At 61.8% G+C, this 11,935-nt stretch carries 15 protein-coding genes and 1 pseudogene; 8 read left to right on the top strand and 8 right to left on the bottom strand.

The window, feature by feature from the left end:
• Positions 1-45: 45 nt before the first annotated feature.
• A complete protein-coding gene (locus AC1DM5_RS07970) occupies positions 46-255 on the top strand; it encodes a hypothetical protein (protein ID WP_439017645.1) in 210 nt (69 codons plus the stop codon).
• Between the two features lie 2 nt (positions 256-257).
• Here the strand turns inward: AC1DM5_RS07970 and AC1DM5_RS07965 are convergent, their stop codons facing one another.
• The 6 genes from AC1DM5_RS07965 to pcaD form a co-directional block, all read right to left on the bottom strand.
• Positions 258-1,025, bottom strand: a complete 768-nt coding sequence (locus tag AC1DM5_RS07965) for an SDR family oxidoreductase (RefSeq protein ID WP_477818697.1) — start codon at positions 1,023-1,025, stop codon at positions 258-260.
• Positions 1,026-1,087: 62 nt separating this feature from the next.
• Complete coding sequence (locus AC1DM5_RS07960) at positions 1,088-2,134, bottom strand: 3-carboxy-cis,cis-muconate cycloisomerase (protein WP_477818696.1); 1,047 nt, start codon at positions 2,132-2,134, stop codon at positions 1,088-1,090.
• A 120-nt stretch (positions 2,135-2,254) separates the two neighbouring features.
• Positions 2,255-2,866, bottom strand: coding sequence for a protocatechuate 3,4-dioxygenase subunit alpha (gene pcaG / locus AC1DM5_RS07955; RefSeq protein WP_477818695.1), 612 nt, complete (start codon positions 2,864-2,866; stop codon positions 2,255-2,257).
• Between the two features lies 1 nt (position 2,867).
• Positions 2,868-3,617, bottom strand: a complete 750-nt coding sequence (gene pcaH, locus AC1DM5_RS07950) for a protocatechuate 3,4-dioxygenase subunit beta (RefSeq protein ID WP_477818694.1) — start codon at positions 3,615-3,617, stop codon at positions 2,868-2,870.
• Positions 3,618-3,626: 9 nt separating this feature from the next.
• Positions 3,627-4,025: a 4-carboxymuconolactone decarboxylase gene (gene pcaC / locus AC1DM5_RS07945; protein ID WP_477818693.1), complete on the bottom strand. Its 399-nt coding sequence runs from the start codon at positions 4,023-4,025 to the stop codon at positions 3,627-3,629.
• Positions 4,022-4,825 carry a 3-oxoadipate enol-lactonase gene (gene pcaD, locus AC1DM5_RS07940; protein WP_477818692.1) on the bottom strand — a complete coding sequence of 268 codons (804 nt, stop codon included), beginning with the start codon at positions 4,823-4,825 and terminating at the stop codon, positions 4,022-4,024. Before pcaD ends, pcaC begins: the two co-directional genes overlap by 4 nt.
• Positions 4,826-4,918: 93 nt before the next feature.
• On the opposite strand from pcaD, the gene pcaQ reads away from it, so the two are divergent.
• The 7 genes and pseudogenes from pcaQ (at position 4,919) to AC1DM5_RS07905 (ending at position 10,090) form a co-directional block, all read left to right on the top strand.
• Entirely contained in the window at positions 4,919-5,857 is a 939-nt protein-coding gene (gene pcaQ / locus AC1DM5_RS07935) for a pca operon transcription factor PcaQ (protein ID WP_477818691.1), read from the top strand.
• Positions 5,858-5,918: 61 nt separating this feature from the next.
• Positions 5,919-6,395, top strand: a pseudogene (locus AC1DM5_RS07930) (NAD(P)-dependent oxidoreductase); the annotation flags it as partial.
• Positions 6,381-6,818, top strand: coding sequence for an NAD-binding protein (locus AC1DM5_RS07925; RefSeq protein ID WP_477818895.1), 438 nt, complete (start codon positions 6,381-6,383; stop codon positions 6,816-6,818). The pseudogene AC1DM5_RS07930 and the gene AC1DM5_RS07925, both read left to right, overlap by 15 nt.
• Before the next feature lie 81 nt (positions 6,819-6,899).
• Positions 6,900-7,577, top strand: coding sequence for a response regulator transcription factor (locus AC1DM5_RS07920; RefSeq protein ID WP_477818690.1), 678 nt, complete (start codon positions 6,900-6,902; stop codon positions 7,575-7,577).
• On the top strand, positions 7,574-8,944 hold the full coding sequence (locus tag AC1DM5_RS07915; protein WP_477818689.1) for a sensor histidine kinase: 1,371 nt from the start codon (positions 7,574-7,576) through the stop codon (positions 8,942-8,944). The genes AC1DM5_RS07920 and AC1DM5_RS07915 overlap by 4 nt, the downstream gene beginning before the upstream one ends.
• Before the next feature lie 86 nt (positions 8,945-9,030).
• Positions 9,031-9,600: a class I SAM-dependent methyltransferase gene (locus AC1DM5_RS07910; protein WP_477818688.1), complete on the top strand. Its 570-nt coding sequence runs from the start codon at positions 9,031-9,033 to the stop codon at positions 9,598-9,600.
• Positions 9,601-9,604: 4 nt separating this feature from the next.
• On the top strand, positions 9,605-10,090 hold the full coding sequence (locus AC1DM5_RS07905; RefSeq protein ID WP_477818687.1) for a DedA family protein: 486 nt from the start codon (positions 9,605-9,607) through the stop codon (positions 10,088-10,090).
• Between the two features lie 18 nt (positions 10,091-10,108).
• Here the strand turns inward: AC1DM5_RS07905 and AC1DM5_RS07900 are convergent, their stop codons facing one another.
• Entirely contained in the window at positions 10,109-10,864 is a 756-nt protein-coding gene (locus AC1DM5_RS07900) for an IclR family transcriptional regulator (protein WP_477818686.1), read from the bottom strand.
• A gap of 114 nt (positions 10,865-10,978) precedes the next feature.
• Positions 10,979-11,890 carry an acetamidase/formamidase family protein gene (locus AC1DM5_RS07895; RefSeq protein WP_477818685.1) on the bottom strand — a complete coding sequence of 304 codons (912 nt, stop codon included), beginning with the start codon at positions 11,888-11,890 and terminating at the stop codon, positions 10,979-10,981.
• Positions 11,891-11,935: the final 45 nt, after the last annotated feature.

The raw sequence follows: 11,935 nt of genomic DNA, 5'->3' as shown, positions 1-11,935 counted from the left end.
ACCCGATCGCTGAGATAATTTCGGCGGCGACCTTGGGAATGCGGCATGGCAACACTCGCAGAGATACTCATAGGCCTCGGTGCCGGCGTCATCCTGATCGCCTCGGCGATCGCAATTTCATTGTCCTGGAACAGTGTCTGGCAGAAAATCTTCCCCGCGGTCAACCTCAACGCTCATGATAGCTTCGAGAGTAATGATAGCCGCTCCGAGGGCGACCACACCGGATATCATCACGGGAGTCATGGTGGCCACTAGGCTCAAAGCGAGGCGGTAATTCCGCCGTCTACCATCAGCATATGCCCGTTGACGAAGGACGACGCATCCGAGGCAAGAAAGACGGCTGCTCCAACCAGCTCCCCGACATTACCCCAGCGACCCGCCGGCGTGCGGGTCTCAAGCCACCCTGAGAACTTCGGATCGTCGACCAGTGCCTGATTGAGCGGCGTCTTGAAATAGCCCGGCGCGATGGCATTCACCTGAAGACCGTGTCTTGCCCAATCCGTTGCCATGCCACGGGTGAGATTGCGGACGGCGCCTTTGGTCGCCGTGTAGGGCGCAATGCCGGGGCGGGCGAGCTCCGCCTGCACCGAGGCGATGTTGATGATCTTGCCGCGGCCGCGGCCGATCATCGCCCGCGCGACCGGCTGACTGACATAGAAGATGCTGGAAACGTTGGTGCGGAAAAGTTCGTCCCACTTTTCGACCGGGAAGTCCTCCAGCGGCGTGCGAAACTGCATGCCGGCATTGTTGACGAGAATATCGATCGGGCCGATTTCCGCTTCGATATAGTCGATCGCCGAACGGCAGGCCTCGGCATCGGTTACATCGAAGGCAGCGCTGACGGCATGGCCTTTGTTTTCACGGATCGCTTTGGCTGCCGCTTCCGCTTTCTGGGCATTGCGCCCGTTGATGATGACTGAGGCCCCGTGCTCGGCAAGCCCGAGCGCCAGCGCATGGCCGATGCCCTGGCTGGAGCCTGTCACGAGCGCTCGGCGGCCGGAAAGATCGAAGAGGGGAAAGGTCACGGGATCACTCCTGAAATCACCATCCCTGCATAGCCGGTTTTACCGACTGAGTGCAAAGGTGATCAGTTCGTCCCTAGACGCTTGATATTACCAACGAGTTCCGTGGCGAGCCGCAATGACGCGGCAGTCGCCATGACCATCTGCGGCAGCACCAGCCATTCGAGCGTCCAGGCGGCGCCCGATCGCTCCTGTTCATGGACGAGCGAGTGGTGGATCGCTGAAAGCTGCGTGGCGTTGAACCGGGCAAGCGCGACCAATGTTTCGGCGGCAACCGGGTTCTGTTTGTGGGCCATCGCCGAGGATGTGCCGCCGCCCGCAAGCTCGATCTCGCCTCCGGCTTCGGCGAGCAGCGCCACGTCCTGTCCGAATTTGCCAAGGCTGCCCGAAATCAGTGAGTAGAGATTGGCGAGATCGGCGAGGCGGCTCCGCCGGCTCTGCCACTGCGGCTCGTCGGTCAGCCCCAGTTCCAGTGCCAGCGAGGCGCGCACGGCGGATGCCTCGGGTCCGAGTTTTTCGAGCGTGCCGGCAGCACCGCCGAACTGAACGGGGAAGGTCTGCTCCGTCAGCCGGTCTCGATAGGTCTCCAACGGCAGCCGCCAGGCGGCTATGCGATCGGCAGCGGTGATAGGGATCGCGGCCTGCATGCGCGTATGGCCCATCAGGCGGTTGTTGCCGAGTTGGCGATCCAGTGCGGCAAGTCCCGTGACCACCGAATGCAGGCGTGCGCCAAAGAGGAAGCTCACAGATTTCAGCCGCAGCATGAGGCTGGTGTCGATGACATCCTGGCTGGTCGCGCCAAAATGGACGTGCTTTGCAACCTCTTCCCCTGCGGCCTTCCGAAGCTGCCGAACCAGATCTGGAATGACGACGCCATCCCGGGTGGTCGCGGCTTTCAGGCTTTCCATGTCGGGGGTGATGCCTGCACAGGTCTGGCCAATCGCCCGTGCGGCTTCAGCCGGAATGACGCCGTGTGTGGCCTCGGCACGAGCAAGCGCTGCCTCGAAAGACAGCATTGCTCGGATATCCGCCTCGGCGGAAAAATACGAGGCTATTTCACTGTCGCCGAGCAGGCCGGAGAGGAAGGGATGATCGAAAGGGGAAGTGGTCATTCGGTATCTCGTTTCATAACCGCCCGTCTGGCCTGTCGCGCCATCAAGCTCAAGGACAAGTTAGGGCAGCACGACGCTACTTGCCCGGCACATTGTGGACAAGTAGCGTCTGCGTACGGGTCAGATGTCGAGAAACACCGTTTCCTTCGGCCCCTGAAGATAGATGTCGAAGGTCAGGTTCGCACCGTCGCGGGTGGCGATCAGCGTGAGCACACGATCACGGTGCTCGATGCGCGCCAGGATCGGATCGGCGGCGTTGGCTTCCTGCTCTTCCGGGAAATACATCCGTGTGTGCAGGCCGATATTGATGCCGCGGGCAACGATCCAGAAGGTGATGTGCGGCGCCATCTTGCGCCCGTCCTTGAACGGCACCTTGCCGGGCTTGATGGTCTCAAAGCTGTAGACACCGTCTTCGGCGCGGGTGGGGCAGCGGCCCCAGCCGGTGAAGTTCGGATCGGCTGTGCCGCGCATTTCCGAGGGACTGTTATAGAGGCCGGCACTGTCGGCTTGCCAGATCTCGATCACAGCGTCGCGCACCAGCGCGCCGGCGCCGTCGAAAATGCGACCGCTGATGGTGATGCGCTCGCCGAGCGTCTTGTCATTGACCATCTGAATACCAAGGTCGGTATCATAGACGCCCGTAATGTCGCAGAAATTCGGCGTCAGGCCGATATGCACATAGGGGCCGGCGGTCTGGGATGGGGTTTCCTTGAGGTAGCCGAGTTCCTGCATGTCAGTTTCCCTCCGGCTTGTTTTCGAACATGGTCGAGCGTCGGCCGCGCAACACAATGTCGAACTTGTAGGCGCGGCTGTCCATCGGGATCGTATTACCCCAGTCCATCGGGGCGATCAGCTGCTCGATCGCCGTCTTGTCCGGGATCGAGCCGACGATCGGACATTTCCAGATCATCGGATCGCCTTCGAAATACATCTGGGTGATCAGGCGCTGCGAAAAACCGTGGCCGAAGATCGAAAAATGGATATGGGCCGGGCGCCAGTCGTTGACGCCGTTCGGCCAGGGATAGGCGCCGGGCCGCACGGTGCGGAAGAAATAGCGGCCTTCCTCATCGGTCACGAAACGGCCGCAGCCGCCGAAATTCGGGTCGATGGCGGCGAGATAGGTTTCCTTCTTGTGGCGGTAGCGGCCGCCGGCATTGGCCTGCCAGAACTCGACCAGCACGCCGGATTGCGGGCGGCCGCGTTCATCCAGCACACGGCCGTGAACGATGATCCGCTCGCCGATGGCGCTTTCGCCCGGGCGGGCGAAGTTATGGATCAGGTCGTTATCCATTTCGCCGATCATCGACTGGCCGAAGACCGGGCCGGTGATTTCTGAGATCGTTCCGTCGAGCGACAGCAGCGCACGCTGCGGCGAACGCAGGATCGAGGTCTTGTAGCCCGGCGCATAGGCCGGCGGATGCCACGCGCGGTCGCGGCCGAAAAATGCCCCGGTTTCTGGCTTGCGATTCGGTAAGTCGGACATCTTCTCTCCTCAACCCGCCTTGCCGGCGTCCATCTGCTCGAAAACCTGCTTTGCGATCTTGATCGCGTGATTGGCCGCCGGCACACCGGCATAGATTGCCACATGCAGCAGCGCCTCGCGAATATCCTCCCGCGAGGCGCCGGTATTGGCGGTGGCGCGCACATGCATTGCCACCTCGTCATCCTGACCGAGCGCGGCAAGCAGCGCGATTGTGATCATCGAGCGCTCGCGTTTCGTCAGCTCCGGCCGGGACCAGACATGGCCCCAGGCAGCCTCGGTGATCAGTTCCTGAAACGGCCTGTCGAATTCGGTTGAGGCCGCCTGCGCGCGGTCAACATGAGCATCGCCGAGAACGGAGCGGCGGGTTACCATGCCCTGGTGATAGCGTTCGGACGCGGTGTCGCTCATGGGCTCTTTTCTCCAATGGATGAGAGGAAGGCGCGGATGATCGCCGTCAGCGCTTCCGGCTGCTCGACAGGCGGAATATGGGCGCAGTCCTTGATGACTTCATAACGCGCGTCAGGGATCAGTTTTGCCGTTGAGAGCACCAGATCCGGCGGCGTCGAGCCGTCCTGATCACCGACCACGCAGATGGTCGGCACTTTGATCTCGCGCGCGGCTTCGGTGAAATCGGCGTCGCGGATCGCCGCGCAGGTGGCGACATAACCTTCTACCGGCTGGCGGATCAGCATGTTGCAGTAGCCGGCATAGGCGATGTTTTCCGGTCGGCGGAAGGCTGGTGTGAACCAGCGCTCCATCACCATGTCGACAATGCTGGCGATGCCGTTCTTCTCGACGGCGGCAATGCGGTTGTTCCAGCTTTCGACCGTGCCAATCTTGTGGGCTGTGTCGCAGAGAATCAGCGCCTTCACCAGATCCGGACGGCGCTGGTAGAGCGATTGGGCGATAAGGCCGCCGACCGAGAGACCACAGATGACCGCATCCTTGACCGACAGAAGGTCGAGCAGGCCGGCAAGATCGGTGGCATGATCCTCCATGGCGTAGGGCACCTGGCCGACATCGGAGAGGCCGTGGCCGCGCAAGTCATAGAGAATGATGGCGAAGTCGCCGGCAAGACGGACGATCACGTCTCGCCAGATTCGGAAATCCGTGCCGAGCGAATTGGCAAAGACGATAACCGGCCTGTCAGCCGGAGCCCCGATGAGCTGGTAGTGGATCGTTACGTCATTGATACTGGCAAACTGCACTTTAAATCTCCTCCATACCCAATTTGGTGAGTTGATCCGGTTAAGTAAAATGATATTTTCCAGCTTTCCAATAACTCATGGGTTATGAAAGCAATGATCGATAGCCGCATCAAGTTTCGCCATCTGCAGGCCTTTGTCGAGGTGGCGCGGCAGAAAAGCGTGATGAAGGCGGCCGAGCTTTTGCATGTCAGCCAACCGGCGGTAACGAAGACGATCCGTGAGCTGGAACAGGCGCTCGGTGTCGACGTCTTCGAGCGCGATGGGCGCGGCATCCGGATCACGCGCTACGGCGAGGTCTTCCTGCGCCATGCGGGTGCTGCGCTGACGGCGCTGCGGCAGGGGCTTGATTCCGTCTCGCAGGAACAGTTCGGCGATGCTCCGCCGATCCGTATCGGCGCGCTGCCAACGGTCTCGACGCGCATCATGCCACGGGCGATGGACCTGTTTTTGAAGGAAAATACCTGGAGCCGGGTGAAGATCGTCACCGGCGACAATGCCGTGCTTTTGGAGCAACTGCGCATAGGCGATCTCGACCTCGTCGTCGGCCGTCTGGCGGGAGCGGAAAGGATGGCCGGCTTCTCCTTCGAGCATCTCTATTCCGAACAGGTCGTTTTTGCCGTGCGCGCCGGCCATCCGCTGCTTGCCTCCGGCAAATCGCTCTTCGCCGAGCTCGGCCGCTATACGCTTCTGATGCCGACCCGCGGTTCGATTATCCGGCCGGTGGTTGAGAATTTTCTGATCGCCAATGGCGTCGCCAGTCTGCCAAGCCAGATCGAAACGGTTTCCGATGCCTTTGGCCGCGCTTTCGTACGCGACAGCGACGCGATCTGGATTATTTCCAACGGCGTGGTTGCGCGCGATATTGCCGATGGCGTGCTGGCTGCCCTGCCGGTCGATACCAGCGAGACGAGGGGGCCGGTCGGACTGACGGTGCGTACGGATTCCATTCCTTCGCTGCCGCTGTCGATCCTCACGCAGACGATCCGCGAGGCGGCGCTGGAAATTTCCGGCCAGCTCGCACCTGCGCACTAACCTTCAAGACAGCCGCCACCTTTGTTCGTAGACTTGTTGCCCCTGGCTATCCAAGGAGGCGGCAGTAATGAAAACAGGCTTCATCGGTCTCGGCGTGATGGGCACGCCGATGGCGCTCAATCTCGCGCGGGCAGGCCGCGACCTCATCGTCTGGAACCGTTCGCCGGAAAGCGTGGAAAGGTTGCGGGCGGCAGGCGCCGAGGTGGCTGCCGATGTCGATGCGGTGTTCGGCAAGGCCCGCACCGTGATCCTGATGCTGGCGACAGAGGCGGCGATTGACACGGTTCTCGGGCGTGGTACGCCTGACTTTGCCGCACGTGTCGCGGGGCATGTCGTGATCCATATGGGAACGACGGCGCCGGCCTATTCGAAAGCGCTTGAAGCGGATATCCGCACAGCCGGCGGTCGGTATGTCGAGGCGCCCGTTTCGGGCTCGCGCCGGCCGGCGGAGGAGGGCCAGCTTGTCGCTATGCTTGCCGGAGAGGCTGACGTTATCGATGAGGTCCGTCCGCTGCTGACGCCCATGTGCCGGGAGACGGTCGTCTGTGGCGCGGTGCCAAATGCGCTGTTGATGAAGCTCGCCGTCAACATCTTTCTCATCACGTCGGTGACGGGCTTGGCGGAAGCGGCCCATTTTGCCGGCAGGCAGGGGCTGGACATGGGGATTTTCAGGGCCGTCGTCGATGCCGGCCAGATGGCGAGCGGCATATCACGCATCAAGAGCGGCAAGCTGGTGGAGCGGGATTTCTCAGTGCAGGCGGCGATCTCTGACGTGTTGAAGAACAACAGGCTGGTCGCCGAAGCGGCGCGGCAGACGGGCATCGCCTCGCCGCTGCTCGATGCCTGCCATGCGCCCTACGCTGAAACCGAAAACCTGGGTTTCGGGCGCGAGGATATGGCGGCCGTCATCCACGCGCTTGAAGCGCGAACCGAGGCAATCAGCCTGCCTTTCGGGGATTGACGCCACACCGCTCTGGCATTTGGCGTCATGCTGACGCAATCTTGCCTGTGCAGAGAGCAGCTTTTGAAGTTGGACGGTTAAATGCGCGTCTTGCTGGCGGAAGATGAACCGGAAATGGCCGCCGTGCTAGTGGCGGCGCTCCGCAACAACAATATCATCACGGACCACGTTTCTACCATCGAGGCGGCCGAGGAGGCCGTGCGGCTGAACAGCTATGATGCCCTGCTGCTTGACCGCAGCCTGCCTGACGGCGACGGGCTGGAGCTGATCGCCGACGCGCGCCGCATCCAGCCGGCCGTTCCGGTTATCATGCTGACGGCGCGCGGCGATCTGAAGGACCGGATAGAGGGGCTCGATCTCGGCGCCGATGACTATCTCGCCAAACCTTTTGCCGTCGAGGAGTTGATGGCGCGTTTGAGAGCGATCCTGCGCCGTCCGGGCAATATCGAGATCGAAAGCCTGTGCCTCGGCCGGCTGCATTTCGACCTGCGCAACCGCGAGGCGCGTGTCGGCGAGATGGCGCTCGAACTGCCTCGCCGCGAATTGCTGGTGCTGGAAGCGCTGATGCGCCGGGCCGGCCGCACGGTTGAGCGCTCCAGCCTCGAGGAAGCGGTCTACGGCATGGACGACGAGATCCAGTCCAATGCACTCGATGCGCATGTCTCGCGCGTGCGCCGCAAGCTCGATGTGGCGGGCGCCGGAGTCGAAATCCATACGATCCGTGGCGTCGGTTACCTGATCCGGCAGGCCCGGCCATGAAGAAGATGAAGTTCTATTCGCTGAAATGGAGGCTGATCCGCCGGCTGGTGGCGCTGCAGGCAGCGACCCTGGTGCTGATTGCGATCGCCTTTGCCTTCGTCTTCTGGATTTCGGGCATGAGTGGCATCTTCGCACCCGATGAACATGCAATCGATGCGGTCACGGAATCGATTGCCTGGAACGCCGACGGTTCGATGCGTATCACCAACACCGACGATCTGGGCTATCAGCGCGACAAGGCGGCCGACTTCTGGTTTCTGGTACGCGATCAGCAGGGACGCATGGTCAGCGAAGGCAATGTGCCGGCGCAATATCTCGCCATCGCCGCGTCGGGTACCGATATCGCCGAAGCCCGTTTCAATGGGGACGAGGACAATCCCGCGACGATTGCCGCACGCCTGCAGAAAATAAAGACGGATCACGGCGACCTGCTCGTCATCGTCGGCCGACAGGGCAGCCTTTCGGCCGGCAAACTTCTGGTCGTCTTCATGGCAATCGCTTCCGGTATCGTGCTGCCGGTGATTTTGCTGACAGGCCTCATAACACTGGCGGTCACACCCTTTGTGGCGCGAGGCATCCACCGCGGATTGAGCGAGGTGGCGCAGGCAGCACAAGGCATCGACGGGACGACACGCGGCTACCGGCTGCCGCTCGAAAACGTGCCGGAAGAAGTTGCGCCGCTGGTGATTGCCATGAACGAGACGCTGCAACGGCTCGACGACGACCACAACAAGCAGCGGCGCTTCATGCTGGCCGCCGCTCATGAGCTGCGCACGCCGATCGCCATCTTGCAAAACCGGCTGGAAACCATGCCGCCGACGGAGGCGACCAACCGGCTGCTGGAAGATGTCGCCCGCCTTTCGACGCTGGCTCAGCAACTGCTCGACCTGCAGCGGCTTAATCAGGAGCCGGTGCTGGATTGTTCCATCGACCTTGCGACCGTTGCGCGGCGGCAGGCCGCGGAACTTGCGCCGCTGATCATCGCCGCCGGCTATCAGGCGAATTTCGAGTTGCGTTCGATGCCGGAGCGCATCCTTGGCGATGAGACGGCGCTGGAACGGGCGATTGCCAATCTGGTGCAGAACGCCATCCAGCATGGCGGCAGGAGCGGTACGATCACAATTGCGGTCGAGCGCCCCGCACAAATTTCCGTCAGCGATGAAGGCCCTGGTATCGCGCCTGATGACCGGGAGCGGATCTTCGAGCCCTTCCAGCGTGCGAACGGTCGCAGCCAGGGCATCGGGCTTGGCCTCCATCTCGTGCGTGAGATCGTTAAGCTGCACCACGGGCGCGTATGGGTGTCGAATGCTGAGGGCGGTGGGGCGAGCTTCAACATGAGCTTCGAGCCGACGGTCCAGGCTGCGTGATTCTTTTGGATGGCGCGGGTGCACGTCATGCTCGCATCATGTGAAAGGGGAATACCGTAGGCGGACAATCGATGCTGGAGACCCGCATGCAACAGCCGCCGCTGGCCGCCTTCTTTAGTGCGCTTCTCGCCGAGCCCAGGAAAATCGGCGCGATCGTGCCCTCGGGAGGGCGGCTGGCGCGGCTGATGACCAGCGAAATTGAACCTTCCGCGGGCAAGGTGCTGGAGCTTGGTCCCGGCACAGGCGTTTTCACGCAGGCGCTTCTGAAACGCGGCCTGCCGGCGCGAGACCTCACACTGGTAGAACTCGAAACCCGCTTCATCGCTCCGCTGCAACAACGGTTTCCTGACGTAACCATCCTCCAGCGCGATGCGCGCGAGCTCGGCGCCTGCAAGGCGGAGCTTGGACTGCAGGCAGCAATCGTCAGCGGATTGCCCTTTCGCAATATGCCCTCGGAAATCATCCGCGCCATTGTCGGCGGCAGCTTCAGCCTGCTGGAACGTGGCGGCGCCTTCTACCAGTTCACCTACGGCCATGCCTGCTCTGTACCGCCAGACGTGCTCGATGACTTCGGGCTGCAGGCAGAGAGGCTCGGCCGGGTGCGCCTGAATATCCCGCCCGCCAGCGTCTTTCGCATTTCGCGCCGGCCGGAGTGACGATATGGCTTTGCCGAACTTCGTGACCTGTGTCCTTGCAACAGGCCTCTGCGGCGTGATGCTTGTCGCGATGCTGGAAAAACTGGTTCCGGTCGTCCCGTCCGTCGGCATCTACCTGTTCTTCGGGCTGACGGCAGGCTCGGAATTTTCGGCTGTGATCCCGCTGGTCATCATTTCCGCCTTCGGTTCGATGGCCGGGTCGCTTTGCTGGTACTATCTAGCGCGTTTCTCCGGTGCCTCTCCGGGCCTTCGGTCGTTGTCGGCATGGCTTGGGCGCTTCACGGTAGCGCGCAGAGCCTCGGGCTGGTACGCGGAAAGCATGACGCGCATGGCGCTGGTGCAGCTCGTGCCGGCCGCACGGGTCTATTCGGGCCTTGCTTCGTCGATGGTCTCGATCGATGCCATCCGTTTTGCGGTTGCCACATTCATCGGCTGTCTCATCTGGAACGGCGCGCTGATTTCGGCCGGCTGGATGGTCCGGCATTTCTAAAGCGTTGAGCGACATGCGTTAGCGCAGCACGGTGCGCAGCGTGGCCTGGGTTTCCTTCAGGAGCGGCAGGTAGCGTGCGACCATCTCAGCCGCCGGCACATGGGCGGCCGGCGCGCCGATATTAATGGCGGCGACCGTCTGGCCGCGATCGTTCTCAACAGGCACGGCGATGGAGCAGAGGCCGAGCTCCAGCTCCTGATCGATGAGGGCATAACCCTCGGCTCGGACCTTCCGGAACTCGGCCATCAATTCCCCAGGATCGGTCTTCGTGTTCGGGGTGTTCGCTTTCAGCTCGCTCCTGGAAAGCACAGCCCGGGCTTCGGCCTCCGGTAGGGCTGCAAGCAAGACACGACCCATCGAAGCACAATAGGCGGGAAGGCGGCTGCCAGGAGTGAGGTTGATCGACATGACGCGGCGCTGCGAGGCGCGGGCGACATAGACGATGTCAGTGCCGTCGAGCACTGATGCGGATGCGCTCTGGCCGGCTTTCTCGGAGAGCGCGTCAAGATGTGGCTGGATGAGCACCGGCAGCGGGGTCGCCTCCAGATAGGCATGCCCAAGCCGCAGGATCTTCGGCGTCAGAGTGAAGAACTTGCCGTCGTAATCGGCGTAACCCAGCTCGGCGAGCGTCAGCAGCGAGCGACGCACCGTGGCGCGGTCGAGGCCGGTGAGTTTCCCCGCGTCGGTGATTGATAGCCGACGATGCATTTCGCCGAAAGCTTCGATCACCTTGAGACCGCGGGCGAAGCCGCTGACGAAATCACTTTCCCGCATGGATTTGTCTGGTTTCCTCGTGATGGATTAGAAGTTAGGGCTTGCCGGATCTTTTGCCGGATCGACGATGATACGAGCTTTCGATCCCTGGCTGCCTTCGCCGGTGGCGATAGGTCAGCGCGCTGGAAGCCATTTCTTCGCAACCCGGCAGGCAACCGTATATGCGGGGTCGAAGACGTTGCCTATGTCGTAACGGATCACCTGGCCGAGCAGATGGCTGGCCGCCACCGTGGTCAGGCCGTAGTCTATAACAAGCAGGTTCAACATTTCGGTCGTCGCATGCTGCAGAGCCTGGTCGAGCGGCCTCGCATTGCCGATGGTGATGACGTCATCAGCAGTTTCAGCCCTCGGCCAGGACATTGGCCTTCCCTTTTCAACCGTCAGCCGGACAGTGACTTCGAACGTCGTCTCAACACCGGTGCCGACGATTTCGCCGTCACCCTGGACCGCATGGCAGTCGCCAAGAAAGAACAATGCGCCGGGCGCGAAGACGGGGAACCAGATCGTCGCGCCTGGACCGAGCACGCGATAATCCATATTTCCGCCATACGCACCGCTCGTCGCCGTTGAGATCGCCTGGCCAAAGCTCGGCGCTACGCCGAAACATCCGATCATCGGTGACAATGGCAGGACCAGATCTTCGATGCCGGCAACCGGTTCCTTCAGTTTCACGGTCATCGCTTGCCGGTCGATATCCCACAGCGTCTTTTCAGATCTTGGAAGGTCGCGAACGGCCTCGGGATCAATGACATTTGCCGCCAACACGCTGCGCGTGAACCCAGTGTCCCTCGTGGGATTCATGTCCAGGATTTCGACCTTGAGGGCATCTCCGGGTTCTGCACCCTCGACGAAGACCGGCCCGTTCATGGGATTTGGACCGTGTGCCTGCCGGACGTCATTCTCGTCATAACCCCAAGCGTCAAGCGTGCGGGTTACGACTGTGTCGCCGCTCGCGATCTTCAAAGCCGGAGGCATGGTTCCAATAACATTGTAAAAGGCAGTTGCGACGAAATGGTGGGTCGTCATTCTATGTGTTCCGCTCGGGTGTTGGGAATGGGTGCGCAGGGTGAT

The organism is Rhizobium sp. 01T437 (genome assembly GCF_056398505.1).
This window is presented reverse-complemented; position numbering and strand designations above follow the sequence as displayed.

Bases quoted from the DNA above. Each gene is read 5' to 3' on its own strand.
- AC1DM5_RS07970 (WP_439017645.1), top strand. From the start codon at position 46: ATGGCAACACTCGCAGAGATACTCATAGGCCTCGGTGCCGGCGTCATC.
- AC1DM5_RS07960 (WP_477818696.1), bottom strand. From the start codon at position 2,134: ATGACCACTTCCCCTTTCGATCATCCCTTCCTCTCCGGCCTGCTCGGC.
- pcaG (WP_477818695.1), bottom strand. From the start codon at position 2,866: ATGCAGGAACTCGGCTACCTCAAGGAAACCCCATCCCAGACCGCCGGC.
- pcaH (WP_477818694.1), bottom strand. From the start codon at position 3,617: ATGTCCGACTTACCGAATCGCAAGCCAGAAACCGGGGCATTTTTCGGC.
- pcaC (WP_477818693.1), bottom strand. From the start codon at position 4,025: ATGAGCGACACCGCGTCCGAACGCTATCACCAGGGCATGGTAACCCGC.
- pcaQ (WP_477818691.1), top strand. From the start codon at position 4,919: ATGATCGATAGCCGCATCAAGTTTCGCCATCTGCAGGCCTTTGTCGAG.
- AC1DM5_RS07925 (WP_477818895.1), top strand. From the start codon at position 6,381: ATGTGCCGGGAGACGGTCGTCTGTGGCGCGGTGCCAAATGCGCTGTTG.
- AC1DM5_RS07920 (WP_477818690.1), top strand. From the start codon at position 6,900: ATGCGCGTCTTGCTGGCGGAAGATGAACCGGAAATGGCCGCCGTGCTA.
- AC1DM5_RS07915 (WP_477818689.1), top strand. From the start codon at position 7,574: ATGAAGAAGATGAAGTTCTATTCGCTGAAATGGAGGCTGATCCGCCGG.
- AC1DM5_RS07910 (WP_477818688.1), top strand. From the start codon at position 9,031: ATGCAACAGCCGCCGCTGGCCGCCTTCTTTAGTGCGCTTCTCGCCGAG.
- AC1DM5_RS07905 (WP_477818687.1), top strand. From the start codon at position 9,605: ATGGCTTTGCCGAACTTCGTGACCTGTGTCCTTGCAACAGGCCTCTGC.
- AC1DM5_RS07900 (WP_477818686.1), bottom strand. From the start codon at position 10,864: ATGCGGGAAAGTGATTTCGTCAGCGGCTTCGCCCGCGGTCTCAAGGTG.
- AC1DM5_RS07895 (WP_477818685.1), bottom strand. From the start codon at position 11,890: ATGACGACCCACCATTTCGTCGCAACTGCCTTTTACAATGTTATTGGA.